Annotated in this window: 21 protein-coding genes; 10 read left to right on the plus strand and 11 right to left on the minus strand. The window is 71.0% G+C overall.

Annotated features, from left to right (window positions below):
- Nucleotides 1-14 precede the first annotated feature (14 nt).
- The 6 genes from HV826_RS16745 to HV826_RS16770 all read right to left on the minus strand — a co-directional run bounded on the left by HV826_RS16745 (nt 15) and on the right by HV826_RS16770 (nt 6,656).
- Nucleotides 15-542 carry a hypothetical protein gene (locus tag HV826_RS16745; protein ID WP_176418030.1) on the minus strand — a complete coding sequence of 176 codons (528 nt, stop codon included), beginning with the start codon at nt 540-542 and terminating at the stop codon, nt 15-17.
- A 3-nt stretch (nt 543-545) separates the two neighbouring features.
- Nucleotides 546-1,130, minus strand: a complete 585-nt coding sequence (locus HV826_RS16750; RefSeq protein ID WP_176423687.1) for a hypothetical protein — start codon at nt 1,128-1,130, stop codon at nt 546-548.
- A gap of 157 nt (nt 1,131-1,287) precedes the next feature.
- Nucleotides 1,288-2,973, minus strand: a complete 1,686-nt coding sequence (locus tag HV826_RS16755) for a mechanosensitive ion channel family protein (protein WP_176418032.1) — start codon at nt 2,971-2,973, stop codon at nt 1,288-1,290.
- Between the two features lie 38 nt (nt 2,974-3,011).
- Nucleotides 3,012-3,482 carry an NUDIX hydrolase gene (locus HV826_RS16760; RefSeq protein ID WP_176418033.1) on the minus strand — a complete coding sequence of 157 codons (471 nt, stop codon included), beginning with the start codon at nt 3,480-3,482 and terminating at the stop codon, nt 3,012-3,014.
- Entirely contained in the window at nt 3,479-4,756 is a 1,278-nt protein-coding gene (locus HV826_RS16765; RefSeq protein ID WP_368670940.1) for a DUF2380 domain-containing protein, read from the minus strand. The genes HV826_RS16760 and HV826_RS16765 overlap by 4 nt, the downstream gene beginning before the upstream one ends.
- 484 nt (nt 4,757-5,240) lie before the next feature.
- The gene (locus HV826_RS16770; RefSeq protein WP_176418034.1) at nt 5,241-6,656 is read right to left on the minus strand and encodes an NAD-dependent succinate-semialdehyde dehydrogenase; all 1,416 of its coding nucleotides are present in this window, start codon (nt 6,654-6,656) and stop codon (nt 5,241-5,243) included.
- A gap of 142 nt (nt 6,657-6,798) precedes the next feature.
- On the opposite strand from HV826_RS16770, the gene HV826_RS16775 reads away from it, so the two are divergent.
- From HV826_RS16775 to HV826_RS16800, 6 genes are all read left to right on the plus strand, one after another.
- Nucleotides 6,799-7,038 carry a hypothetical protein gene (locus HV826_RS16775; protein WP_176418035.1) on the plus strand — a complete coding sequence of 80 codons (240 nt, stop codon included), beginning with the start codon at nt 6,799-6,801 and terminating at the stop codon, nt 7,036-7,038.
- Nucleotides 7,039-7,119: 81 nt separating this feature from the next.
- Nucleotides 7,120-7,824, plus strand: coding sequence for a phosphatase PAP2 family protein (locus HV826_RS16780; RefSeq protein ID WP_255208083.1), 705 nt, complete (start codon nt 7,120-7,122; stop codon nt 7,822-7,824).
- 182 nt (nt 7,825-8,006) lie between these two features.
- Nucleotides 8,007-9,767 (plus strand): histone deacetylase, encoded by a 1,761-nt coding sequence (locus HV826_RS16785; protein WP_176418036.1) that lies wholly within the window; start codon nt 8,007-8,009, stop codon nt 9,765-9,767.
- Nucleotides 9,768-9,779: 12 nt separating this feature from the next.
- Nucleotides 9,780-10,439, plus strand: coding sequence for a DapH/DapD/GlmU-related protein (locus HV826_RS16790; RefSeq protein ID WP_163783462.1), 660 nt, complete (start codon nt 9,780-9,782; stop codon nt 10,437-10,439).
- Between the two features lie 161 nt (nt 10,440-10,600).
- Nucleotides 10,601-12,772 carry an ATP-binding protein gene (locus tag HV826_RS16795; RefSeq protein ID WP_176418038.1) on the plus strand — a complete coding sequence of 724 codons (2,172 nt, stop codon included), beginning with the start codon at nt 10,601-10,603 and terminating at the stop codon, nt 12,770-12,772.
- Between the two features lie 145 nt (nt 12,773-12,917).
- Entirely contained in the window at nt 12,918-14,984 is a 2,067-nt protein-coding gene (locus HV826_RS16800; protein ID WP_176418039.1) for a neutral/alkaline ceramidase, read from the plus strand.
- Nucleotides 14,985-14,997: 13 nt separating this feature from the next.
- Here HV826_RS16800 and HV826_RS16805 read toward each other — a convergent pair whose 3' ends face one another.
- Together HV826_RS16805 and HV826_RS16810 are read right to left on the minus strand one after the other, a co-directional pair.
- Nucleotides 14,998-16,407, minus strand: a complete 1,410-nt coding sequence (locus tag HV826_RS16805) for a serine/threonine-protein kinase (protein WP_176418040.1) — start codon at nt 16,405-16,407, stop codon at nt 14,998-15,000.
- Nucleotides 16,408-16,539: 132 nt separating this feature from the next.
- Nucleotides 16,540-17,592, minus strand: a complete 1,053-nt coding sequence (locus tag HV826_RS16810) for a DNA ligase (RefSeq protein WP_176418041.1) — start codon at nt 17,590-17,592, stop codon at nt 16,540-16,542.
- Nucleotides 17,593-17,762: 170 nt separating this feature from the next.
- On the opposite strand from HV826_RS16810, the gene HV826_RS16815 reads away from it, so the two are divergent.
- The 3 genes from HV826_RS16815 to HV826_RS16825 all read left to right on the plus strand — a co-directional run bounded on the left by HV826_RS16815 (nt 17,763) and on the right by HV826_RS16825 (nt 20,724).
- A complete protein-coding gene (locus tag HV826_RS16815; RefSeq protein ID WP_163783467.1) occupies nt 17,763-18,251 on the plus strand; it encodes a gluconokinase in 489 nt (162 codons plus the stop codon).
- 116 nt (nt 18,252-18,367) lie between these two features.
- The gene (locus HV826_RS16820) at nt 18,368-19,009 is read left to right on the plus strand and encodes a carbonic anhydrase (RefSeq protein ID WP_176418042.1); all 642 of its coding nucleotides are present in this window, start codon (nt 18,368-18,370) and stop codon (nt 19,007-19,009) included.
- 14 nt (nt 19,010-19,023) lie between these two features.
- Complete coding sequence (locus HV826_RS16825) at nt 19,024-20,724, plus strand: dihydroxyacetone kinase family protein (RefSeq protein WP_176418043.1); 1,701 nt, start codon at nt 19,024-19,026, stop codon at nt 20,722-20,724.
- A 24-nt stretch (nt 20,725-20,748) separates the two neighbouring features.
- Here the strand turns inward: HV826_RS16825 and HV826_RS16830 are convergent, their stop codons facing one another.
- The 3 genes from HV826_RS16830 to HV826_RS16840 form a co-directional block, all read right to left on the minus strand.
- A complete protein-coding gene (locus HV826_RS16830) occupies nt 20,749-21,087 on the minus strand; it encodes a CBS domain-containing protein (RefSeq protein WP_176418044.1) in 339 nt (112 codons plus the stop codon).
- Between the two features lie 159 nt (nt 21,088-21,246).
- Entirely contained in the window at nt 21,247-22,026 is a 780-nt protein-coding gene (locus HV826_RS16835; RefSeq protein ID WP_176418045.1) for a YdiY family protein, read from the minus strand.
- Between the two features lie 50 nt (nt 22,027-22,076).
- Nucleotides 22,077-22,703, minus strand: coding sequence for a hypothetical protein (locus HV826_RS16840; RefSeq protein ID WP_176418046.1), 627 nt, complete (start codon nt 22,701-22,703; stop codon nt 22,077-22,079).
- Between the two features lie 185 nt (nt 22,704-22,888).
- Between HV826_RS16840 and HV826_RS16845 the strand changes: the two genes are divergently transcribed.
- Nucleotides 22,889-24,511: an ABC-F family ATP-binding cassette domain-containing protein gene (locus HV826_RS16845; RefSeq protein WP_163783546.1), complete on the plus strand. Its 1,623-nt coding sequence runs from the start codon at nt 22,889-22,891 to the stop codon at nt 24,509-24,511.
- Nucleotides 24,512-24,543 lie beyond the last annotated feature (32 nt).

Below are 24,543 nucleotides of genomic sequence, written 5' to 3' on the forward strand. Positions count from 1 at the left end.
GCCGGGAGTGTGTGTCACGCGGGCGCGCTGCTCGGGGCGCCCGCGTTGGGCGCGGCGCGAGGTGCGCACCGCTGCCCGCCCACCTTCAAGGCCACCCACAGCGCGGGCAGCGCGAGGAGGTCCCCGGCATCCGCGACGTGCGCGACGGGGAGCACGCGCGGAAGCCGTGGGGCGTCCGTGAGGAGGGCCCACATTGCTCGCGGGAGCCATTGAAGCAGGCCCAGTCCCCAGCGCCAGCCATCCCCCGCGAGTTCGGAGACCTGGATGGCGGAGAAGCACAACCCCGTCAGCAGCACGCAGCCGTGGAGCACCGCGCGGGAGGGCTCGAAGTCCTCCCGGCCCCGCGCGCCGAGGTGCTCCCACAGCCCTTGGAGCAGCAGCGGGAACATGGCGAGCCCCGCCACGTCCGACAGCTTTCCTGTCCACCAGGACGGCCACTGCGCCTTGAGCACATGGTCGTTGAGGACGAGCAGGGCCACCGCCGCCAGGGTGAGGGGATGCAACATCGCGCTGCCCGGCGAGGGGCGCCTGGTGGGGGGCATGCGTCAGTGCTCCGAGATGACGACGGAGAGGTCACGCTCGGAGAGCGTCTTGCCGCTGTATGGGTCGATTGAGATTTCCACGCTCCAGGCTTGCATGTCGACGGTGCCCGGGTTTTCGCTGTCGATGCTGAACTCCACCTCCCCCTCCCAGACACACTCCTGCTGGGCGTCGCAGTCGAGGTGGTGATAGGAGTATGCGGCTGCCTCAACGGGGGCGCTGTCGTTCTCCGCCAGGAGGATGCGCTCGCGATGGGTGTTGCCGTGGGGCTCCACGACAGGCCATTGCACCTGGAGCGTGGGCCGCTGCCCCGGGACAGGGGTGTCGGGAACCCATTGGGCCGTCATGACTGTCGTTACGGACACGCTGGTCGAGAACTCGTCGCGCTGGGGCGCGATGCGCACCGTGACGTGGCGTGTCGTCTTCAATTGCTCGGTGGTGAGGGCGAACGGGGCCCCGGCTTGGATGGCCCGCACGGTGTTGTCCTGGGAGGTCGCCATGGTCGCCACGCAGGCGAGGAGCAACGCCGCGCGGATGGACCAGCGCCGGAGCCTTGAGTCAGGTGCGATGACGGACTGCGAGGAATGCACGGAGCCCCCTGAGGAGTGGTTGCGGATGCAATAGAGCAACCCTCGTGCCGGGGTCTCTCCGAGGGAGCGACGTGCCGCATTGGGAGGAAGCCGCGACTTCCGTGTCAGGGGGCGGATGGCGTCAGGGGCATCCGGGCCCATGGGGACGCAGGCTCGGCTACCGGTGCCGGTCCGAAGCGGCGAGCGCCTGCGGCTCCTCCTGCGGCGGCGCGGAGGTGGCGGGCAGCAATGAGGCCCCTTCGTATTCCACCGACTTGGGGTAGGGGATTTCCAGGCCGTTGGCGGTGAAGGCCTCGAACAGCAGCCGGTTGAGCAGCCGCTTCACGTCGAAGTGCGTCCCCGGCCGCACCTTGGCTTCAATGCGCAGGGTCATCCAGCTCTCGTCCATGCTCTCGATACCCAGCAGCTTGGGCATCTCGGTCACCTTGCCCTGCGACAGCATGGGCACCTGCTCGCAGACCTGGCCAATCACATTCATCACCTTCTTCAGGTCGCATTCATAGGCCACGGCCATGTCCACGACGGCCAGCGTCCAGCCGCGGCTGTAGTTGATGACATTCTTGACTTCGCCGTTGCGGAGGATGTGGAGGCGCCCGAAGCGGTCGCGGATGCGGGTGATGCGAGGCGTTATCTCCTCCACCACGCCCTCCGTATCGTTGATGCGGATGTAGTCGCCGTTCAATATCTGGTCCTCGAAGAGCAGGAAGATGCCGTTGACCATGTCCGTGACGATGGCCTGCGAGCCCAGGCCCACGGTGAGGCCGACGATGCCCGCGCCCGCGAGGATGGGGGTGGGGTCCACGCCAAGGTCGCTGAGCACCATCATCCCCACCAGGAAGTAGACCAGGTACTTGGAGGCGCCCTGGATGAGCGCGACGAAGGTGTTGCGGCGCCGGGCCGAATCATCCAGGTCGAGGCCGTCCACCTTGAAGGCCCGGGCGATGAGCAGCCGGACGAACTCCACGACGACGCTGGCGGCGAAGAACAGGGCGATGACGCGGATGAGCACCGGCCCGTATGGGGCGAAGAGCTCCAGGCCCTGGAACCGGCGGATGATGAGGGTCGCCACGGAGATGTAGACGATGGCCTCCAGGCTCTTCTGCCCCACCGGCAGCAGCCGGATGAGGGCCATGAAGTACTCCTCGTACTTCGTGGCCGTGCTCTTCGCCGACCAGGTCCCGACCAGCCGCCCAGACATCAGGTGCAGCAGGGACACCGTCAGGCGCCCGCCGCTGATGGCCAGCAGCACGAAGAGGACGGTGTCAATGAGCCAGGCGAACGCGGCTGGGGGTTGCAGCGAGGCGACCGCCATGCCCACCGCGAAGTAGGCCAGCAGCAGCTTGATGAAGCCAGGCCCCTGCTCCATCGCCTTCTGCGCATGTGCTTTGTGCTCTGGAGGCAGTTGCCAGGCGTTCAACCTGCGTTCGAGCCGCACCAGGAGCCGGCGCGCCGCTCGCTCCAGCACCAGGACGGCCACCAGCAACAGCACCAACAGCCCCGCTCCGCGCCCCAGGGCCGCCAGCCCTTCCACCGTCACGCCCGCGAGCAAGGCATTGAAGTGGGGGGCCAGGTCCTTCTTCGCCCACAGGGAAACGCCCAGCACGGCGATGCCAGCGATGACCACCACGAAGGACAGGAGGGCGGCGCTCAGCCGGGCGCGCTTGCGAAGGGTGTCGGCCGCCTGCTCCAGCGCCTTCACCCCCACCAGCCGGATGCCCTGGTACAGCAGCGCACTGGAGACCACGAGAACGGCCCAGAGCGCGAGCAGCAGCAACGTCACGCTCAGGCCGACGAGCCATGCGTTGTTCAATTCGACCGTATCCGCGAGTTGGAAGATTTCCATGCAACTGCGGAATATCACGTCGGCGGACACGCTTGAGGTCAGGCTTCCTCATCGGGAAGGAGCGTCCGGAGCAGCTCGTCATCGGGCCCGAGCGGGCGCCAGCCGGGCGGTGGAGGTCTCGCGCGGAGCGCAGCTCTCACCTGCTTCACGCGCTCCTCATGCGTCTCTGGGGTGTAGCTGCTCCAGCGGGCGAGCGCTTGTGCGATATCGAAGCGGTTTGTGTCGTCCTCTACGGGCGGCCATCCATTGGGGAGATATGCGTGCAGTTCGCGCACGAGTTGCCCGCGCACCAGACGAGTCAGTTGCTTGCTCCGCTCCGCCTCGGCCACCAACCCACCAAACACCTGGACGCCGGCAACATCGTCCTTGCCAAGTTCCTCGGCTAGTTCAACCAGCGAGGCGGTAGGGCGTGCCTCGGCAAAGGCGGTGAGCGAGTCGTAACCGTGCTTGCGGACTCGCTCATACAGTCGGGCCTTCCAGTTCCCCAGCCATGAACGTCCGACGGTCATCGGCTCCTCCCCATGGTGAACTTCATCGGGATGTCGTACTCCTTCAAATAGCTCGCGACGAGCTTCAAGACCTCGTTCCGTTTCAGCCTCCGGCCAGTTTCGGCCTCTGCGTCGCGTAGCACCTTCATGATCATCCGGTTCCACTCTCCAGGCCACGTCCGCCCCAGCTTCCAGTTCCCCCCACCGTGAATCGCCTCGTGGTGGGCCTGCTCCAGCCGCACGCAGAACTGGTCGATGTCCATGTCGCCCTTGAAGCCGCGCTGCTCGAACCACTCGCGGTGCTCCTTGGGTAACACGTGGTGCTTCGGTGCGTCGGACAGGCCCGCGCCCGCTCTGCCCGTCACCCGCATGCCGCGCACTTCGGGGCTGTCCCCCAGCGCGTCGCGCACGCCCTTGGGCAAGTCCTGGTGCGCCTGGGCCATCATCACCTGTCCGCCGTGAATGCGGATGGCCGCGCTCACAGCCGGAACGGAGAGGACTCCCGCCTGCACCAGCCTTCGCAGCATCTCCACCCACTCCGCGGAGACGACGATTCGCGAGCCCACCATGACGCCACCCGGACTCATCACCAGCCCCACGCCGAGCGTCGCGGGTCCAGCCGGAGGCAACCGGGGGAGTGACAGCTTCATCGTGGAAACCATGGTGAACATCTCCACCACCTGCGCCGCCACCATGAGCTTGGCGCCGTTCTCCATGGCCGCGCGGGCGCCTCGATGAATCGCGTCGAACTCGTGGGTCAGCTTCCCCATCAACTCGGGCATCGCGGTCGCCGCCTCTTCGACGCGCTCCGAGTCCCCCGAGGCGAGGTCGGCCAGCGTCGGAGCCATCAAGCCTTGAACTCGATTCAGGTCCGCGAACAGCTTCTCAACGCTATAGGCGGGGCACTGTCGAAGCACGGCGTCAGCGAGTTGAAGGAAGTCTACCCACGCGGACAGCAACAGCGTTCCGAACATCGCGGCCTGGAGGCGAGGCCCCGACATGCGGAGGAGGCCCCGCTCCATGTCGGAGTCCCCCACCTGTGACGCCACGCCCACCAGCGCGGTGGCACGCCCCAGCGCGCCTCGGAGCCACACCCGTTGCCTGTCGCCGTGGTCGAGGTAGCGCGTGAACGCCCCATGGAGTCCCCGGCCACCGAAGGAGGGCGGACGCGACGCGAGTCGAGCGCGCGCGGCCTCGCTGCCCGCCAAGGCGCGCTTCACCTCGTCGATGGCGTCGAGGACTGCCTGCCGCTCCGCTGCGCCGCTCCGCGCGCCTCCCCCGGCAGCTCCAGACACGGCGCCAGGCCCGGCTTCCGTTACGTCGTGACGTGGCCCCTGGCGACGCAATCGCCGTTGGTGCACCTCGGACCCTGAAATAGCGGACGGCGGAGCGTCCGGGTGGTGCGGGGGACGTTGCCTCGCGCGACGTGTAGCGCAGCGCTCCACCAGGCCCGGGCGCTTCCGGCACAGAAGCGCATCCCGTGGCCAGCACCGCCACCATCCACAGCAGGGCATCCGCGCGCAGTGTCCACCCTCAGGCCCACGGAGGCGAAGGCGCCCGGCCGCAGCGTCGCTTCCTCCGTGGCGGAGATTAGCGTGCCCTCGCGTGGAGCTTCCCGCCTAGGACTCGTCAAGAGTGTCCGTCTTGAAGTTCGGACTTCCCAGGGGGAGTGGCTCTCATGGCGCACTGCTGCGTCTGCCCGCGCTTCCGAGGGCGCGCACACAAGGCGCGAGAGCGCCTGAGCACACCCCTCACCCCGGACCTGTGAGTCCCCCGTCGCTACTCGCTGATGGCGCCGCGGGGCGGAGGCTGCCGCGCCGTGTCCTCCGCCGCGGCGATGCGGACGGCCTTGATGTTGACGAACTCGTGGATGCCCACGTCCGCCAGCTCGCGCCCGTGGCCGGAGTGCTTCACGCCGCCAAACGGGAGCCTGGCGTCCGACGCCACCAGCGCGTTGACGAACACCATGCCCGCTTCGATGCCGTCAATGAAGCGCCGCTGCTCGGCCTCGTCTCGCGTCCACACGCTCGCGCCCAGGCCGAACGGCGTCGCGTTCGCCAGCTCCAGGGCGTGGTCCACGTCGCGCGCGCGCAGCAGCGTGGCCACCGGGCCGAAGAGCTCGTCGTGGAAGGCGGGGGCCTGAGGCGGCGGCTCGGCCAGGATGGTGGCCGGGTAGAAGTTCCCCGGACCCTCCAGGGGCTCGCCGCCCAGGAGCAGCTTCGCGCCAGCCTTCACGCTCGCCTCCACCTGGGCGTGCAGCCCGTCGCGGATGCCGCGCGTCGCCAGGGGGCCCAGGTCCGTCTTCGCGTCCATGGGGTCGCCCACGGTGACGCGCTTCATCCGCTCCACGAAGCGGCGCTCGAACTCGGGGTAGATGGCGTCGGCGACGATGAAGCGCTTGGCGGCGATGCAGGACTGACCGTTGTTGATGAGCCGCGCCGACACGGCCGTCTCCACCGCCTGCTCCAGGTCCGCGCTGGGCATGACGATGAATGGGTCGCTGCCGCCCAGCTCCAGCACCACCTTCTTGATGGCCTTGCCCGCGGCGGCGCCCACGGCCCGGCCCGCGCCCTCGCTGCCGGTGAGCGTCACCGCGCGCACGCGGCGGTCCTCGATGACGCGATTGACGTCGGCGGTCTCGATGAGCAGCGCCTGGAAGGCGCCGCGCGGAAACCCCGCCTGAAGGAACAGTTCCTCCAGGGCCAGCGCGCACTGGGGCACGTTGTGGGCGTGCTTGAGCAGGCCCACGTTCCCCGCCATCAGCGCGGGCGCGGCGAAGCGGACCACCTGCCAGAAGGGGAAGTTCCACGGCATGATGGCCAGCACGGGCCCCAGGGGCTGGTAGCGCACGAAGGCGCGGCCGGTGCCCATGTCGACGAGCCTGTCGCGCAGCAGCGCTTCGCCCTGGTCCACGTAGTAGCGGCAGGCCGTGGCGCACTTCTTCGCCTCGGCCTTGGCGGCCTCGAAGGGCTTGCCCATCTCCTGCGTCATGATGCGGCCGTAGCGGTCGGCCTCGGCCTCCAGCAGGTCGGCCGCGCGCCGCAGCCAGGTGACGCGGTCGGCGAAGGTCGTCTCACGGTAGGCGCGGAACGTGTTGGCGGCCGTCCGCAGCTTGCCCTCCAGCTCCTCGGCGGAGAGGGGCGTGAAGGTGCGCAGCGTCTTGCCGGTCGCCGGGTCGATGGTGGAGATGGCCATGGGAGTGCCTCCTTGGGGCCCTGTGATAGCAGCCAGGCGCGGGGAGACCGTGCCGCTCGTGGCCCGAGCGTCCAGCCGTTCACTCCAGGGCTTTCACTGCCCCGGCCCCTCCTTTATATGGGGGTCAGGACTGGAGACTGCCATGGCCGACCTCATCCGCGAGCGCCGCTTCAACTTCCTCATCGCTGGGGTGCTGTCCCTCGTCATTCCGGGGCTGGGGCAGCTCTACAAGGGCCAGTTCCTGCGCGCCGTCCTGTGGTTCCTGATGGTGGGGGCCGGCTACTGGTTCTTCATCATTCCAGGCATCGTCCTGCACTGCTTCTGCATCCTCGGCGCGGCCTTCGGCAGCGCGGGCAGCGACCGCATCCGTCTGCCCGGATAGCCGACGTTCCGCGCGGGAGACGTCCCGCCAGGCGCCAGAGTGCATACAGTCACCGCCATGTGGCGGAGGCTCTGGCAGTGGATGTCGGGATGGGATGTGGCGGTCACGCGGCTGTTGGGGCTGCTCCTGCTGCTGCTGGTCTGCTGTCTGGGCTTCATCGCCCTGTCGGACGAGGTGGCCGAGGGCGAGACGCAGCAGCTCGATGAACGCATGCTGTTGGCGCTGCGCGACCCCGAGGACCCGGCGCGGCCCTGGGGGCCCTGGTGGCTGCGGCGCGCGGCGGAGGACGTGACGGCGCTGGGCGGCATCCCCGTGCTGACGCTCGCCACCGTGGCGGTGTGCGGCTTCCTCCTGCTGGTGCGGCGCTACTGGACGCTGCTGCTCGTGCTGGGCGCGACGCTGGGCGGCGCGGGCCTCAATGTCTTGCTGAAGCAGCTCTTCGCCCGGCCTCGGCCGTCCGTGGTGCCGCACCTCACGGAGGTGGTCAGCCAGAGCTTCCCCAGCGGCCACGCCATGCTGTCGGCCACGGTGTATCTCACGCTCGGCGCGCTGCTGGCCCAGCTCGCCGAGCGCAAGCGGCTCAAGCTCTATGTCCTCACCGTGGCGCTGCTGCTGCCGTTCCTCGTGGGCCTGACGCGTGTCTATCTGGGCGTGCACTACCCCACGGACGTGCTGGGCGGCTGGGTGGCCGGGCTGGCGTGGGCGCTGCTCATGGCGGTCTGCGCGCGGATGCTCCGCCGACGGAGCCCCGCGCTGCGCGCGGAGGCCCGGCGCCCGGTGGAGTGAAGCGCGGCGAGCGGTGCGCCTTGCGCGAAGGCCCAGCCCCACCCGCCAGGTCTCTGGCGGCCCGCGTCATGCCCGTCTGCGCCCACGGCGCCGTTCACTGCGCGAAGCTCCGCTGTGCCGTGGTGCCTGGGCCTCCCGTTGGCCCCTGGTCCCAGCCCTGGCGCCGTGAGAGACATGGGCCCATGAGCCTGTGGGACTGGCTGTCGCGATGGAGCGGGGGCGGCGCGCCGGTGCCCGCCTTCTACGACGAGTCCTACCGGCTGCCCCTCACCGGCATCGAGTCCTCCGTGGGCATCGAGCCGCGCGGCGTGGACTTCACCACCTGGTATCTCCTGGAGGCCCGCGCGCTGCGCTCCCAGGACGTGCACCACCCGCGGCCGGTGAGCCTCGCCGAGCTGTCGCGCGTGCATGACGCCGCCTACCTGGAGTCGCTGGGCCAGCCGGAGACGCTGGCGCGCATCTTCGCCACCGACCCCGCCGACGTGCCGGTGGACGCGCTGCTGTCCAACCTGCGGCGGGTGTGCGGCGGCACGCTGGGCGCGGCGCGGCTCGCGGTGGCGCGCAAGGGCCCGGTGGTGAACATGGCGGGCGGCTTCCACCACGCCGGCCCGGCGCGCGGCGGCGGCTTCTGCGCGGTGAACGACATCGCGATAGCGCTCGCCGCCCTCCACGCGGACGGCTTCGACGGACAGGCCGTGGTGTTGGATTTGGATGCCCACCCACCGGATGGCACGGCGGAGTGTCTGGCGGGCCAGCAGCGGGCCTGGATTGGCTCGCTGTCCGGCAGCGACTGGGGCGCGCTGTCGCCCGAGGTGGACGAGACGCGCGTCCCCGAGGACACGGACGACAGGACCTACCTGGCCCTGCTCGACGGACTCCTGGAGCGCATGCCCCGGCCGGACGTGGCCTTCGTCATCGCGGGCAGCGACGTGCTCGCGGGAGACCGCTTTGGCCGCGTGGGCCTGTCCCTGAGAGGCGCCCGCCGGAGAGATAGATCCCTGGCGCGCGCGCTGCGGGGCATCCCCAGCGTCTGGCTGCCGGGCGGGGGCTATCACCGCGACGCGTGGAAGGTGTTCGCGGGCACCGTGCTCGTCCTGGCGGGGCAGGGGGGCCGCCGCATCAAGGCGCGCTATGACCCGCTGAGCGCGCGCTATCAGCGCATCGCCCGCTCCCTGACGCGCGAGGGCGTGACGCCATTGGACGAGCCCATCACCCAGGAGGACCTGGAGGGCTCCCTGGGCTTGAGCGGCGGCCAGCGCCAGCCGCGCATCCTCGGCTACTACACGGCGCAGGCGCTCGAGTACGCCTTCTTCCGCTACGGCCTCCTCTCCTACGTGGAGCGGCTCGGCTACAGCCGGCTGCGCGTGGAGGTGGGCTCCGTGGGAGAGGGAGACCGGATGGAGGTGCACGGCTGCGCGGCGGGCCAGGAGCACCTGCTGGTGGACTGCGTCGTGGAGCGCCGCGTGCTGGCGGGGGAGCCCTTCCTCTTCGTCAACTGGCTCAGCCTGCGTCACCCTCGCGCGCGCTTCAGCGAGGGGCGCGCGCGGCTCCCCGGCCAGGACGTGCCGGGCCTGGGCCTGGCGCGCGAGTCGACGGAGATGCTGCTCGTGATGGCCCGGCGCCTCGTCCTGGCGGGCGTGGCCTTCCGGCCCATGTGGTTCCACCTGGCGGCGCTGGCGCGCGCGCGCTTCCGCTTCCTGGACCCGGCGCGGCAGGGGCGTTTCGAGGCGCTGCTGCGCGACCTGGGGCAGTTGCCCGTCCTGGAGGTCTCCCAGGCGGTGGTGGACGGCCACGTCCTGCTCAACGCTCAGCCCTACGCGTGGGAGGCGAGCGACATGGTGTCGCGCCTGGAGCCCGCGGCCGGAGACGTGGAGGCCATTGCCCTGGAGCGCGAGCGCTGCCGCTTCACCTGGGAACCCACCCGGCGGGCCACCGGAGCATGATAGGGAATGGGCGTGGACCTGGACGCGCTTCGCCGTGAGCAGCACAAGCGCCGGCTCTCCTGGATGCCGTGGCTCTACTTCGTCCTCAAGCCCCGCCACCGCGGCTGGGCGGAGGCGTGGCAGCGCGAGGTGCAGGCGCTGCTGCGCGAGCTGGAGACGGTGGACATCGCGGAGGGGTGCTTCATCGCCCCGGAGGCGCGCATCTTCGCCGAGCCCGGACGCACCGTCTCCATCGGCCCGGGGTGCGGCATCGCCGCGGAGGTCTTCCTGCATGGCCCCGTGACGCTCGGGCCCCGGGTGAGCATCAACGCCCGGGCGAGCCTGGACGGCGGCGCCGCGGGAATCCGCATCGGCGAGGGCACCCGCATCGCCACCGGGGCCACCCTCTACGCCTTCGACCACGGCCTCGCCCCGGACCGGCCCGTGCGCGAGCAGCCCGTCACCTCGCGAGGGCTCGTCATTGGCGCGGACGTGTGGGTGGGCGCCAACGCCGGCATCACCGACGGTGTCACCGTGGGGGACCACGCCGTGGTGGCCATGGGCGCCGTCGTCACCCGGGACGTGCCGGAGTGGGCCATTGTCGCGGGCGTGCCGGCCCGCGTCGTGGGGGACCGGCGGCAGCGGCCCCGCTCAGGTGCTCCGGGTGGATGGGAGCCCGAAGACGGAGCGTGAACTTCTCCCGCCTTCATTGACTTCCAGTTCTTGAGACCCGATATGCTTCGGGTCGATGTCGCCACGGGAGGGGAACCGCAGGGTCTGGATTCGCTCCCGGCAGCCGTTGGTGCCGTCAGGGCCCCGGCCCCTCCCCGATGAGGCGCAAGGGAGGCCAGCACGTGGCAGACGAGCAACGGGACGCGGCCGTCATCGACGCTCCCGGGGAGGCTTCAGGGACGGTCCCCGCAGACGTGGCGTGTGACCTGCTCCCTCCCATGAAGGCGCGGGCGGCGCACGCCGGGAGCCAGGTGGAGTCCGAGCGCTTCCAGCACCTGTCCGAGCTGCTGCACGAGGTGGTGTTCCAGCTCGACGCCCAGGGGCGGCTCACGGTGCTGGGCGGCGCCTGGGAGCGCCTCACCGGGGCGCCGGTGGCCGCGTGGCGGGGCCGTGCGCTGCTGGACGCCATCCACCTGGAGGACCGCGAGCGCGCCCAGGCGTTGCTGGCGTACGTGCCCGGCACCCCCGTTTCGCGTCAGGAGCTGCGCGTGGATGCCGGCGGTGGCCAGGGTGTCCGCTGGGTGGAGCTGTCCGCCCGGGCCCTGGCCACCGTGCCGGGCGAGGTGATTGGGACGCTCCTGGACGTGACGTCGCGGCGCACCGCCGAGGAGGCCGTCACCACCCGCGAGCGCTACCTGGACGCCATGGTGCAGGTGCAGCGGCGGATGATGGGGCACGAGCTGCCGGACGACCTGTACGGCGCCGTCGTCGAGCCGCTGGGCCACGTTTCCGCCGCCAGCCGCGTCTACATCTTCGAGCTGCACTCCGCCGAGGACGGCGCGCTGCTGGCGTCGCAGCGCGCGGAGTGGTGCGCGCCGGGGATTCCTCCCAACCTGGAGGACCCCAACATGCACGGCCTGCCCTTCAACGAGGCCCTGCAGCCCGACCAGTCCGAACAACTGCGGCGCGGCGAGCCGGTGCAGGGCCAGCCGCGCGACTTCACGGAGCTGCTGGCGCCCATGCTGGAGGCGCAGGGCGTCCGCTCCGTGCTGCTCTTGCCCCTGCACGTCCACGGGCAGCTCTTCGGCGTCATCGGCTTCGACAACTGCCGCGAGCCCCAGTCCTGGGGCCCCATGGAGGTGAACCTGCTGTCGGGCGCGTCGGGCGCGCTGTCCCTGGCGCTGGAGCAGCGCACGGCCAACGCGCTGCGCATGCGCACGGAGACGACGCTGCGGCGCACCGAGGCCGGCGTCCACCTGCTCATCGAGGCCTTCCCGGACCCGGTGCTGGTGCACGTGGGCGACGGCGTGCTGCTCTCCGTCAACCCGGCGCTGGTGCAGTACCTGGGCTTCCGCGACGCCACGGAGCTGGTGGGCCGCCACATGCTGGACCTGGTCCGTCCCGAGGACCGGGGCGCCGCGCAGCTCCACCTGAGTCAGGCGCTGGAGGGCAAGAGCGCTGCGCGCGTGGTGGAGATGCCACTGGTGCGCAGCGACGGCGAGGTGGTGGTGGCGGACCTGGTGACGCTGGCAGTGGTGCTGGACGGCTCGCCCGCGCGCATCACCGTGGCGCGCGACTTCACCGAGCGCAAGCGCACCCAGGCGCAGCTGATGCTGACCGACCGCATGGCCTCCATGGGCCTGCTCGCCGCCGGCATCGCCCACGAGCTGAACAACCCCCTGGCCTACGTGCTGTCCAACCTGGACTACCTGCACAGCGCCGTGGGCGGCGTGCGCCCCCGGATGCTCTCTCCGGAGGATTTGGTGGAGCTGCGGCAGGTGCTCGACGACGCCCGGGAGGGCGCCGAGCGCATGCGCCAGATTGTCCGCCAGCTGCGCGTCTTCTCCCGCGTGGAGGACGGCAAGGAAGAGTCGGTGGATGTCCACGCGGTGCTCGAATCCGTGTCGCAGATGGCCGCCAGCGTGGTGCGCGCCCGCGCCCGGCTGGTGAAGGACTACGGCGAGGTGCCGCTCGTGCGTGGCAACGAGGGCAAGCTGTTCCAGGTGTTCCTCAACCTCCTCATCAACGCCGCGCACGCCATCGAAGAGGGCAACTCGGAGACGAACGAAATCCGCCTCACCACCCGCGCGGAGGTGGGCGGCCGGGTGCTGGTGGTGGTGAGCGACACGGGCCAGGGCATTCCCCCGGAGCATCTGCGCCGCATCTTCGACCCCTTCTTCACGACCAAGTCCTCCGGCCTGGGCACCGGCCTGGGCCTGTCCATCTGCGACACGATTGTGACGGCGCTGGGCGGCCACATCTCCGTGGAGTCGTCGGTGGGCGCGGGCACCACCTTCCGCGTGGCGCTCAGCGCCGCGCCGTCCAAGACCCCGGCGAACCGGCCGGGCGCGTGAGCGCTGGGGGGGCCGGCGTCACCTCCGGCCCTCGCGCGGACTGTAGCCCGCTCGACGGCTCTTTCTTCCGGTACTGCGCGTCCGCCCTGAAGCGTTATCCACTTCCACTCCGGGGGTATGTCCCCTGGCGCCTTGGAGGCAGGCCATGCGCACCTACTTCGTCCGGCACCTGCTGGCGCTCTTGCTCGTGCTCGCGACGGGCGCCCAGGCGGCTCACCAGCCCTGGCGGACCTCTCCGCACCCCGAGTCCTCCGCGTCCGGCCTGACGGGCGCGTGCGAGGACGCGCGGGACTTCCTGCTGGGCGCGGGCAGCGCCGACATCACCGGCCCCGCCGCCGAGGTGGGGATGATGGGCTACGGCATGGTGGAGCAGCAGACCACCGGCATCCACCAGCGGCTGCGCTCGCGCGCGTTCGTCATCGCCTCGCCCTGCAACGGCAAGCGGGTGGCCTTCGTCAGCGCGGACCTGGGCATGGTGTTCCAGGCGGTGAAGCAGCAGGTCGTGGAGCGGCTGCGCGCGCGCTACGGCGACCTGTACACCGATGACAACGTGCTGCTGAGCGCCACCCACACCCACTCCGGGCCGGGGGGCTATTCGCACTACACCTTCTACAACCTCACCACGCTGGGCTTCTCGCCACGGAACTTCGAGGCCATCGTCGCCGGCATCGTCGCCTCCATCGTCCAGGCGCATGAGCGGCTCGCCGGGGGCTCGCTGCGCGTGGCCTCCGGGGAGCTGCTCGGGGCCAGCCGCAACCGCTCTCCCAACGCCTACCTGCTCAACCCGGCCGATGAGCGCGCCCGCTACGCGCACGACGTGGACACGCGGATGACGCTGCTGCGCCTCACCCGCGCGGATGGCGCAGACGTGGGGCTCATCAACTGGTTCGCCGTGCACGCCACGTCCATGGGTAATGGCAACACCCTCATCAGTGGCGACAACAAGGGCCTGGCCTCGTACCTCGCCGAGCAGGCGCAGGGGGACGGAGACAGTGGCGCCTTCGTCGCCGCCTTCGCCAACGCCAACGAGGGCGACGTGACGCCCAACATCCTGGGCGGCACCCACGGCGGCGGCGCCGATGACTTCGAGGACACGGACCTCTCCGGTCGCAAGCAGTACGACTTCGCCGCGAAGCTGTGGGCGGAGGCGAAGACGCCGCTCACGGGCGGCGTGGACTACCGACACGTCTACGTGAAGATGGACGCGGTGGACGTGGCGCCCTCCTTCGCGGACGGCGCGCCCCGAGCCACCTGCCCGGCCGCCATCGGCGTGTCCATGCTGGCGGGAGCGGAGGACGGGCCGGGCGTCGGCGTGGAGGGCGTCACCTGCGCCGCCGGTCAGAATGCCTGGGGGCAATTCAGCTGCTCGCTCACCACCACGCCGTGTCAGGCGGAGAAGCCCATCGTCCTGGAGACGGGCGGCATGCGGCCTTATCCATGGACACCGGAGGTGCTGCCCCTGCAGTTGGTCACCATTGGCAACCTGGCGTTGGTGGCGGTGCCCTTCGAATTGACGACCATGGCGGGACGCCGCCTGCGCGACACCGTGGAGAGGGCGCTGGCGCCCACGGGGGTGACGGACGTCGTCATCGCGGGCCTGTCCAATGCCTACTCGGGCTACGTGGCCACCCGCGAGGAGTACGCGCGCCAGGACTATGAAGGCGCCTCCACGCACTTCGGCCCGTGGACGCTGGCGGCCCTTCAGCAGCACTTCCACCTGCTGGCCACCTCGCTGCGGGACGGGGCCGGTGTGCCGCCCGGGCCCACGCCCAGGGACTTGCGCGAGGAGCAGCTCAGCCTGCAGCCCGGCGTGGTGTTCGACGACAAGCTCCTGTGGGTGGACTTCGGCGAGGTCGTCACCGACGCACAGCCCGCGTACTCGCTCGGCGACACGGCGCGCGCCACCTTCTGGGGGGGGCACCCCAAGAATGACCTGCGCCTGGAGGACACCTTCCTGCGCGTGCAGCGGCGCGAGCCGGACGGCGCCTGGACGGACGTGGCCACCGACGCGGACCCGGCCACGCGCTACCAATGGAAGCGCGAGAACTGCGTGCCCACGCTGGCGTGCTCCCACGTCACCGTGACGTGGGACATCCCGGAGGACGCGGCGCCGGGCACCTACCGGCTGGTCCACGAAGGCCACTGGAAGTCGGGCTGGGACGGCAACGTGCGGCCCTACTCCGGCGCGTCGCGGACCTTCACGGTGAAGTGACGCCTGGCCCGCGTCAGAGCACCACCTCCGCCCGCATCAACGTGGACGCGGGCGTGGTCAGCCGGTGGGGTTGCACGCGGCGGATGAGCTCGCACAGCCGGGCGGACGGGTTGATGAACTGCACGCCCACGCCCGTGGACAACATGCCCCACGTCTGGGCCTGGGCGGCGTCCACGTGCCGCACCACCTCGCCCGCGCACTCCACCAGCTCGCCGGCCAGCAGCAGGGTGAACTCCAGCCGGTTGAACAGGCGCGGGAAGGGGTCCGCGCAGCACAGGAAGAGCCCGCCCCGGCTCAGCTCGGTGCACAGCACCTCCACGTCGCCCGCGCCGGAGCGGCGCCGCACGCGCGCCACCCACGTCAGGGGCGGGGTGAGCATGTTGGGCTCCGTCGCGGGGCCTTCGGAGTCCAGCCACGCCAGGGACGGCACCGGCGTGTGGCTGCGCGGCGGCGGCGTCTGGGGTGACAGGGCGTCCGCCAGCGGCTGGGCGGCGGCCAGCAGCAGGGCCTCCTTGAACTCCAGCGCGGTGGCGTAGCGGTCCTCGCAGCGGCGCGACAGCGCGCGCAGCAGCACCTCCGACAGCGCGGGCGGCACCCCGGGCACCAGCAGGTGCGGCGGCGGCGCGCCCACCGGGCCCGTGCCCAGCGCCAGCTCCACCATCTGCCCCCGCTCGAAGGGGAGCTGCCCCGTGGACAGGTAGTAGGCCGTCACCGCCAGCGCGTAGATGTCCGCGCGTCCGTCCACCGGCTGCCCCGCGGACTGCTCGGGCGCCATGTACGCTGGCGTGCCCAGGACGATGCCCGCCGCCGTCTCATCCTCGCCCGGGTGGGGACGGCGCGCCTTGGCCACGCCGAAGTCCAGCACGCGCAGCGACGGCGGCTCCCCCGCGTGCCGCACCACGAAGAGGTTGTCTGGCTTCAAGTCCCGGTGCACCACGCCGCACCGGTGCGCCGCGTCCAGCGCGTCACACGCCTGCGCCAGCAGCGAGACCAACGCCGCGGGCACCATGGGCCGGGGCAGGTTCGACATGGGCACGCCCTCCAGGTACTCCATGACGAAGTAGTGGAGGCCGCCGGGCGCCTCATTGATGTCGAAGATGTGGACGATGTTCGGATGGCCCACCACGTTGACCGTGCGTGCCTCCGCGTAGAAGCGCGCGCGCAGGCTTTCGTCCCGGCCCAGGTGGGGGTGCAGCACCTTCACCGCCACCCGCGCGCCAATGCGCGTCTGCTCGCCCAGGTAGACGGTGCCCATCCCTCCAGCGCCCAGCCGGCGGACCAGCCGGTAACTCCCCAACGTCTGGCCCGTGAGGTCCACGGGAGGGGCCTCCTCGTCGCCCGTGGACAGGTACACCTGCGTCCAGGGCTCGCCGCCACACGCCACCTCGTAGGGATGCTCGGTCAGACAGAGCTCGCAGTGCATGGTTCCCTGAAGCAGACACCAGGGTGGCGCCCGGGCGCGCATCACCCCGGGCACGCACCGTCTGTCAGGTGGCAATGCGGCGCCGCTCCGTCGACCAGCGGACCGGTGACTCCTGCCGTGGGACGGCTGGCCTCAGCGCGCGGCGAAGGGGGCGGCGTCGACGCGCACACCCACGTACGACGGGAAGCGTGGCACGCCGTCGTTGGACAGCTCCTGGTAGCGGAAGGTGATGATGGCACCCACGGGGGGCGGCGATGCGCGCTCCGCGTCCGACAGGCCCGTGCCCACGCTGAAGCGCGTGCCGTTTCGCAGCTCCACCTCCAGCGCGCCCAGGCGGCCCTTGTGGCGACCCGCGCCCGCGACGTGTCCCACCACGCGCGCTTCGTCGTCCTTGAAGCTCTTGACCTTGAGCAGCGTGTGGGAGCGGCCCGCCTCGTAGCGCGAGCCGGGCTGGCGCAGCATGAGGCCCTCTCCACCCAGCGCCTCCACGCGCGCCAGCTCCGCGCGCAGGTGCGGCGTGCCGTCACAGCGCGCATGGGCGTGCCACTGCGCATACGGGGGCTTCGCCTCCTCCATCCACTGCCGGCAGCGCTCCAGCCGCGCCTCGAAGGTGCCCTCCACGCCGGGCGCGTCGAAGGCGACGAAGGCCAGCTCCTTCCAGTCGTCGCTGCGGTCCTGCCGGCGGACGACGCTCACCGTGCGCTGGAAGCGCTTGCGCCCGCCGAACAGCTCACCGTCGAGCGGGAAGTCCGGCAGCCCCGCGGTGAACCACTCCGGCGCGAGGAACGCGTTGCCCAGCCGCGACCAGAACTGCTTCCCGTCCCAGTACGCGCGCACGCCGTCCAGCTTCTCGCTCATCCACCAGCCGGTGAGGTCCACGTCGTTCTCCCACGACTGGGCCAGCAGCAGGGGCGGGGCCTGGGTGTCGTCGCCGGATGACGTGCTCCTCGCCGGGCGAGCGGGGACCGCGGGAGCGCCGGACGCGTCACCGCCGAGGCGCGCGTTCTCCGAGTCGTCTCCGCGCACGCGCCGCAGGTGCTTGCAGGTGCGCCGCTCGATGGCCACCGACTGGTTGCGCCAGGCGGGACACGAGCACGAATACACACCGCCGGTGTTCTTGAGGATGTAGGGCTTGGAGCCCGAGCCCTGAACCGAGACCTGCTCCCCGTCCGCGATGTCCGCCATGACCGACCCTCCGCGCCGCATCCCGGGCGGCGATGGGATGAAGCATACCCCCTGGGTCCGACGTTCCGGGACGTGATGCGGTGGGCATTCCGCCTCGGAAGGGGTGGCGCGAGGCCGCTGGGAACCCCACGATGTGTCAGAGGGCCCCGGAGCCAGGAGGAGTCGCGTCAATGGTCGTCATCATCATGGGGGTGTCCGGAGCGGGGAAGACGACGGTGGGCCGCACCCTGGCGGCCGAGCTGGGCTGGCGCTTCGTCGACGCGGATGACCTGCACCCGCGCTCCAACGTGATGAAGATGGCCGCGGGCGCGCCGCTGACGGACGAGGACCGCGCCCCCTGGCTGCGCAAGCTGCGCGATGAAGTGGCGCGGGCGCTGGCGCGGGGCGAGGACGTGGTGATGGCGTTCTCCGGCCTCAAGCAGGCCTACCGCACGCTGCTGGAGGAGCTGGACCCCGCGCACGTGAGGTGGGTGTTCCTGCACGCGCCGCATGAGGTGCTCGCCCGCCGGATGTCGCAGCGCCAGGGGCACTTCATGCCCGCGTCCCTGCTGGAGAGTCAGATGGCGACCATGGAGCTGCCCTCGCGCGCGCTCAGCGTGGACGTGACGCCGCCGCCAGCGGACATCGTGAAGCACATCCGCGACGCGCTCGGTGTCTGACAGCCGAACTCCCGTGTTGAAGCGGTGGGACGGCCCGCCCCCTGGCCGCCTGGCTGGTGTATAGCGCTCCGCTGGGTTGCCACCTTTTCCTTCACCCGCCCGCGAGGACCCGCGCCATGCCCACCGCTCCGACGCCACCCCTGTCCGCCCAGGACGCCCTCGCGCAGCTTCGGGAGGGCAACCAGCGGTTCGTCATGAACGTACGCAGCGTGGAGAACCCGCTCGGCCGCTCCGCCCGGCAGGCGCTGGTGGCGGGGCAGAGTCCCTTCGCCATCATCCTCTCGTGCTCCGATTCGCGCGCGCCGTCGGAGTACATCTTCGACCAGGGGCTGGGTGACCTGTTCGTCATCCGCGTGGCGGGCAACGTCGTCGCGCCGTCGCTGGTGGGCAGCGTGGAGTTCGCGGCGGCGGAGTTCGGCACGCGGCTGGCGGTGGTGATGGGGCACTCGCACTGCGGCGCCATCAAGGCCACGCTGGACTCCGTGCGCAACGGCACGGGCGCGGCGTCCGACAACATCCGCGACATCGTGGAGCGCTGCCGCGAGCCGGTGACGACGGTGGTGAGCGCCGCCGGGCCGAAGGCGGACCCGGAGTTCCTGCTGAAGGAGTCCGTCCGCGCCAACATCCGCAACTCCTGCGACCATCTCCGCCATGGCAGCCGCCTGCTGGAGCGGCTGTGCCGGGAGGAAGGCATGCGCATCGTCGGCGCCGAGTACTCGCTGGAGACGGGCGTCGTCGACTTCTTCAACGGCGTCTGAGAGAGGACACGTTCATGAAGAAGCTGGTCAACGCCCCTCGCGCGGTGGTGCGGGAGCTGCTGGAGGGCCTGGTCTCGCTCGCCCCCGGACAGGTGCTGCTGGAAGGGGAGCTGGTGGTGCTCCGCGCCGACACGCCGTCCGACGTCCGCGCGCGCAAGGTGGCCGTCCTCTCCGGTGGTGGCAGTGGCCATGAGCCGGCGCACGCGGGCTACGTGGGCGCGGGCATGCTGGACGCGGCGGTGGCGGGTGACGTCTTCACCTCGCCGAGCACCGATGCCGTGCTGGCCGCCATCCGCGCCGTCGCGGGGCCCGCGGGCGCGCTGCTCGTCGTGAAGAACTACACCGGGGACCGGCTCAACTTCGGGCTGGCCGCCGAGCTGGCGCGCGCCGAGGGCATCCCCGTGGAGCTGGTGGTGGTGGCGGACGACGTGTCCCTGCACGACACGGTGGAGCCCGCGCGGCGCCGGGGCATCGCTGGCACGGTGCTGGTCCACAAGGTCGCGGGCGCGGCGGCGGCCTCGGGCGCGTCGCTGCGGGACGTCCTCCGCGAGGCCACCGCGGCGGCGGAGGCGCTGGGCACCATGGGCGTGGCCCTTGGGCCCTGCACCGTGCCCGCGGCGGGCAAGCCGGGCTTCACGCTGGAGGAGGACGAAATCGAGCTGGGCCTGGGCATCCACGGCGAGCAGGGCGTGCGCCGCGCGCCGATGCAGACGGCGGACAGCCTGGTGGACACGCTGCTCACCACCATCGTCGAGGACCGGCGCATCGGCTCGGGAGACCGGGTGGTGCTGCTCGTCAACGGACTGGGCGGCACGCCGCCCATGGAGCTGGCCATCGTCGCCCGGCACGCGCTGGCCGTTCTGCGCCAGGGCGGCATCCGCGTGGAGCGCGCGTGGAGCGGGACGTTCCTCTCCGCGCTGGAGATGCCCGGCTGCTCGCTGACGCTGCTGAAGGTGGACGACGCGCGGCTGGCCCGCCTGGATGCGGCGGTGGATGCGCCCGCGTGGCCCGGCGCGGGACGGCTGCCGAAGGAGCCGGGGGTGTACCGGCCTTCAGTTGCTTCGACGTCGGCATCACCCCCGGCGGAGGCGCCGCTGCCAGGGATGGACCGCTTCCGGAAGGCAGTCCTGCGGGTGGCGGAGGCGTTCGAGCTGTCCGAATCTCGGCTGACAGCGCTCGACAGCGCCGCGGGCGATGGTGACCTGGGGCTCAGTCTGGTGCGTGGCGCCGAGGCGATTCGCGCCCTGCCGGAGGACGCGTGGACCCGCCCCGAGCGCGCGCTGACGGCGCTCGGCAACGCGCTCCGGCGCAGCATCGGCGGCAGCTCGGGGCCCTTCTATGCGACGGCGCTGCTGCGTGCCGCGCGCCGGCTGGCGGAGGGGCCCGCGGATGCCTCCGCGTGGGCCGAGGCCTTCGACCTGGCCGTCAGCGCCGTGGCGGAGCTGGGCGGTGCGCGGCCTGGAGATCGCACCATGCTCGATGCGCTTCGGCCCGCCGCGGATGCGTTCGCGAAGGCGGTGCGCGGCGGGCAGGGGGCTCGCGAGGCCTGGGCCTCGGCGGTGCAGGCGGCCGAGGCGGGAGAGGAGGCGACGTCCCGGATGCAGCCGCGCCTGGGCCGCGCCAGCTACCTGGGCGCGCGCGCCGTCGGTGTACCGGACGCGGGCGCCGCCGCCGTGGTGGTGTGGATGAAGGCGCTCACGCCCGTGCTCGGCTGAGCGCCTTCATCCGTACCTCCGCGCCTACTGCACCCAGCGCTTGCTGGTCTGGTACACGTCCACCAGCGGGGAGACCAGGGTGATGCGCGGCCCCCAGCGGGTGGCGTCCTCCAGGTCCTCATCCCGCAGGGATTTCAGTGAAAGAATTTCCGACATACAGGCCAGCGGCGCGTGCTCCCAGACCCGGGTGAGGTCGTCGGCCGTCACGTCGCCGATGAGCTCACCGTGCACGTCGTCCACCACCGGCAGTCGGCTCAAGCCATACCGCTGCATCAGTGACAGCGCCCTCACCACCGTGTCCTTCGGGAAGAGGGTCACTGCCTTCGCCACCGTGTCCTTGCACTCCACATACAGTTCCGTCATCGCCGGCCTCGCCACCCTGTTGTTGCCCTGCGAGGCACGGTAGCAAGACGGTTGCCAACAACCGGGCGCCGCCGGGCAGGGGCGGGGAGGCGGGCGAGCGCTGGCTGCTGTCGCCCGGGTGACAATCTCCCCCGGGCGGCGCCGGGCCCGCCGGGGGCGCTACAGCCGGATGCCCACCGAGGTCCGCAGCTGGGTGTCGAGCTTGGGGACGGCCAGGGGCGGGGAGTTGTCGAAGGCGAGGTTGAAGCCGATGCTGACGGTGAGCCGCTCGTTGGGCTTCACCTCGAAGATGGTGTCGTTGAGCAGGCGGACGTCGGCGAAGTTCGTCACGCGGGGCTGGGCGTAGAGCGTCTGCACCAGGGCGACGTTCTCCATGAGCTCCAGCCGCCCCAGGATGTAGCTGGACAGGCGCGGGTCGGTGCGGAACGTCCCGGCGTCGGGTTCGGCGTCCCGGCGGATGCGCTCGTGCTCCAGCATCAGGGCGAGCCCCACCACCAGCGTGGCCTTCTTGTCCGTCAGCAGCTTCACCCGGGGCCCGGCGCCCAGCAGGGCCCGGAACTGGATGCGGCGGAACTCGTCGAACTCGTGCTGGAGGAACGCCTCGCCGGAGAGCCGCTCCGTGAACTGGTAGCGGTAGCGGACGTGCTCCAGCACCTTGCTGACGATGACCTCATCGGCGGCGAAGGCGTACTCCCCCCGGACGACGCCCATCCAGGTGTGATTCTCCGTGCGCCACTGGCCCACCAGGGCGCCGCGCAAGCTGAAGAGGTCGATGCTGCCCGTGCGCCAGTCCGCGCCCAAATCCACGGCGGCCGAGCGCCCCGGGCCCGTGTTCTCGTCGAACAACCCCTGGACGTTGATGATTTGCGCCGCCGCCGTTGTCGCATGAAGCCACGCGAGCAGCAGCAGCGCCCACCTGCTGGATTTCAGTCCCGCCATGCCCCGGGTCTGCACCGTCGGCCGGCATGTTTCAAGGGCGACGGCGCGGCTCAGGGCAGGCGCTCCACCGTGGCCCCCGCGCGCGCCAGCAGCTCCCGGTACCAGTCGAAGGCCTGGGCGGTGCGCGCTCCCAGGGCCTTGGCGCCCCAGAGCACGGTGAGGGTGCGGCGGGTGTCCGCGGTCGTCTTGGTGCGCTGCGCGTCCTTGACGGCGTTGGCGCAGGGCCCCGCCGCGTCGAAGAGGCACAGCAGGCCCCCCAGGTCGATGCTCTGCCCGGACGCGTTGAAGACGTACTGCGCGCCCTCCGGCGCCACGCCCACGCGGAAGGGGGCGGTGGCCCGCTCCAGGTCCACCACGCTGATGGGCAGGCCGCTGTGCAGGGACACCGCGTTGCAGGCATCCACGGCCAGGTTGATGGCGCCCAGCGAGCCGTCACCCGAGGCGCGCACCAGGTACTCCGACGCGGGCTTGCCACGCCCGGTGGGCTTGTAGCCACCGTGGCGGAGCATGTCGCGGATGGCGCCGCGCACGGTGTCGTCGCTGGACAGGGGCGCGGTGGCGCCGGGCCTCAGCAGCGCCACCAGCCACTCCGGGGAGGGCAGCCCGCCCAGCGGCCCGGGGAAGGTGGTGGTGAAGGTCAGGGTGTCCAGGGAGGGGTGGGCGTCGACGGTCAGCACGGCGCTGCACTCTATGTCACCGCGCCCGTAGGGGCAGGTCCCACTTCCAGCCTGGGGCCGGGGGCTTCCCTGCCTGTCCGCTCCCATGCAAGAGAAGTCGCCTTCTACGGGTTCGGAACATTCTTCCCGGGGCGCGCTACGTGGCATAAGGGCGCCGCACCCGCTTCCGGGCCCCCCGCACGCACATGATTCGTCTCGACAACATCAGCAAGCAGAACGGCCAGCAGATTCTCTTCATCGAGGCCTCCGCGGCGCTCCACAAGGGGGAGAAGGTGGGCCTCGTCGGTCCCAACGGGGCCGGCAAGACGACGCTGTTCCGGATGATTACCAGCCAGGAGCACCCCGACGAGGGCCAGGTCGCGGTCGACCGGGGCGTCACCATTGGCTACTTCAGCCAGGACGTGGGTGAGATGGAGGGCCGCAGCGCCGCCGCCGAGGTGATGGACGGCGCGGGCCCGGTGAGCACGGTGGCCGCCGAGCTGAAGGAGCTGGAGGCGGCCATGGCCGACCCGGACCAGGCGGACAACATGGACAAGCTCGTGGAGCGCTACGGCCTGGTCCAGGGGCGCTTCGAGGAGCTGGGCGGCTACGCGCTGGAGGGCCGCGCGCGGGAGATTCTGGCGGGCCTGGGCTTCACCCAGGAGATGATGGACGGCGACGTGGGCGCGCTGTCGGGCGGCTGGAAGATGCGCGTGGCGCTGGCCCGCATCCTCCTGATGCGCCCGGACGCGATGCTGCTCGACGAGCCGAGCAACCACCTGGACATCGAGAGCCTCATCTGGCTGGAGGAGTTCCTCAAGAACTACGACGGCGCGCTGCTGATGACGTCGCACGACCGCGAGTTCATGAACCGCATCGTGAACAAGGTGGTCGAAATCGACGGCGGCTCGCTGTCGACTTACACCGGCGACTACGAGTTCTACGAGCAGCAGCGGGCGATGAACGAGAAGCAGCAGCAGGCGCAGTTCGAGCGCCAGCAGGCCATGCTCGCCAAGGAGCTGAAGTTCATCGAGCGCTTCAAGGCGCGCGCCTCGCACGCCGCGCAGGTGCAGAGCCGGGTGAAGAAGCTGGAGAAGATTGAGCGCGTGGAGCCGCCCAAGCGGCGCCAGACGGTGCTCTTCGAATTCCAGCCGGCGCCGCGCTCGGGCGACGACGTGGTGAGCCTGAAGAACGTGAACAAGGCCTACGGCAGCCGCACCATCTACGAGGGGCTGGACTTCCTGGTGCGCCGCACGGAGCGCTGGGCCGTCATGGGCGTCAACGGCGCGGGCAAGTCCACGCTGCTGAAGCTGGTGACGGGCGCCACGCAGCCGGACACGGGCAACGTGGCGCTGGGTGGCAGCGTGAAGTTGGGATACTTCGCGCAGCACGCCATGGACCTGCTGGACGGCGAGCGGACGGTGTTCCAGGCGCTGGAGGACGCCTTCCCCCGCGCGGGGCAGGGCTCGCTGCGGGCGCTGGCCGGCTGCTTCGGCTTCTCCGGTGACGAGGTGGAGAAGAAGTGCCGCGTGCTGTCCGGCGGTGAGAAGGCCCGGCTCGTCATGGCGAAGATGCTCTTCGACCCGCCGAACTTCCTGGTGCTGGACGAGCCCACCAACCACCTGGACATGGCCACGAAGGAGATGCTGATTACGGCGCTCTCCCGCTACGAGGGGACGATGCTGTTCGTCTCCCACGACCGTCACTTCCTGGCCGCGCTGTCCAACCGCGTGCTGGAGCTGACGCCCGAGGGCATCCACCAGTACGGCGGCGGCTACACCGAGTACGTGGCCCGCACCGGCCAGGAAGCGCCCGGCCTGCGGAGCTGAGGCGCGGAGCGGCGCTGCCCCCAGGGCAGCGC

It is taken from the genome of Myxococcus sp. AM010, from assembly GCF_013372585.1.
Taxonomy (GTDB): Bacteria; Myxococcota; Myxococcia; order Myxococcales; family Myxococcaceae; genus Myxococcus; species Myxococcus vastator.